Below are 1870 nucleotides of genomic sequence, written 5' to 3'. Positions count from 1 at the left end.
GAAGCCCCCACGGGGCCGCCCGGGGGGCCCGGTCCTGTGGGGGCCGGACCTGGCGAACGGGGGGTGGCGGGTCCGCCCGGGTGGCCCGGTCCTGGCGGTGCCGGACCTTCCGGGCGGTGGGGGGCTGGGGGTACCTCCCAGGCGAAGCTCTGGGGGAGCGCAGTTCCCCGCGCCCCTGGGTGGTGACCCTCTTTTCGCGGAAGAGCCGCACAGATTCAGGGGCGCGGGGAACGGCGCGCACAACCCACCACCGGCAGGTGGTCCCTGAACCGACAGAACCGACCACCCCGGAGGGTCGGGGCCACGTTAGTCTTCCTTCTCGGGACCCTCACACGTCATGGAGGCAGACGACGATGGCCGACCGGGTCACCGTGATCGGATGGGACGGCGCTCCGCTGTCCGGCGCGGCGCGGGCCGCGCTCGACGCCGCCACGCTCGTGGCCGGCACCCGGTACCACCTCGCGCTGCCGTACGTCCCGAGGGGCGCCGAGCAGATCGTGCTCGGCAGTATCGACATCGCGGCCCGCCGGATCGCCGGGCACCGCGGCACCGCGGTGGTGCTGGCCGACGGAGACCCGGGGTTCTTCGGAGTGGTCCGGGCGCTGCGGGCGCCCGAACTCGGGCTGGAGGTCGAGGTCGTTCCCGCGGTCTCCGCGGTCGCGCGCGCCTTCGCCCGGGCCGGGATGCCGTGGGACGACGCCCGCGTGGTCGTCGCGACCAGCCGCACCCTGCGCCGGGCGGTCAACGTCTGCCGCGCCAACGCGAAGGTCGCCGTGCTCACGGCGCCGGGCGCCGGCCCCGCCGAACTCGCCCTGATGCTCACGGGAGTCCACCGCACCTTCGTGATCTGCGAGGCGCTGGGCACCGAGCAGGAGGAGGTGTCCGTACTCACCTCCGACAAGGTCGCCGACCACATATGGCGCGACCCGAACGTGGTGCTGGTGGTCGGCGGGATCTCCAGCCGGGGACAGGGCATCGCCGCGCTCGGCGGCCCCGCCACCCACTCCGGCGGCGGCTGGATCGCCGGCCGTGACCCCGGTTTCCCCGGCGCCGCGCGCGGCTGGGCGCTGCCCGCGGCGGAGTACGGCGGTCACCTCCCGGCGGAGCTGCGTGCCTTCCAACTCGCCCGGCTCGGCCCGCGGGCCGGGGATCTGGTGTGGGACATCGGCGCCGCCGACGGCTCGCTCGCGGTGGAGGCGGCCGGTTTCGGCGCGGCCGTCATCGCCGTGGACCGACACGCCGACGCGTGCGACTGGATCACCGCGACCGCGCGCCGTATCGGGGTGCAGCTCCAGGTCGTGCACGGCACCGCGCCGATCGCGCTGGAGGATCTCCCCGAGCCCGACGCGGTCCGGATCGGCACCGCCGACCCCGAAGTCGCCGCCGCCTGCGCGGCCCGCCGGCCCGAGCGGATCGTGACCGCGGCAGGCAACCGGGACCAGGCCGAGGCGATCACCCGGGCGCTGTCCGAAGGGGGTTACGACATCGAGCGCACCCTGCTCCAATCCGTCGAACTGGACAGCGAATGGGCCGAGCGTGAGCGATCGGTGAGCTTCGCCCTGTGTGGTTACCGGCGTTGACCGGCAGCCGCCACGAAGCCGCCGGGAAGCACCCGGCCGGTGGCTCGCCGCCACTTCCGTGACAAGGTCAACGGGGCAGGTGCGAAACGCGTTTCCCCTGGTGGCGGCGGTACTTACCAGGTAGGTGTGAGATACGTCCCGAGGTGCGGACTACCGGCCTGATCGCGGTCATGCCCGGGGTAGGCTGACGGATCGTTGTGCCGTCATCACACGTTGACGGGCCGTCGAGCTGTGCGGGCGCCCGTGTCCGACGTGCCGCATACCGGACCCGCTCGTTAGTTGTCGTAGAG

The 1870-nt window shown here is 73.7% G+C and carries 1 protein-coding gene; it reads left to right on the top strand.

Translation table 11 applies throughout. The features are described 5' to 3' along the window. The first annotated feature begins 353 nt into the window (after window positions 1-353). Entirely contained in the window at window positions 354-1580 is a 1227-nt protein-coding gene (gene cbiE, locus AC13HU_RS36495; protein WP_483046294.1) for a precorrin-6y C5,15-methyltransferase (decarboxylating) subunit CbiE, read from the top strand. Window positions 1581-1870 lie beyond the last annotated feature (290 nt).

Source organism: Streptomyces sp. NH27 (assembly GCF_056859195.1).
The sequence above is the reverse complement of the archived record's forward strand: the minus strand, read 5'-3'. Positions and strand labels throughout refer to the sequence as shown.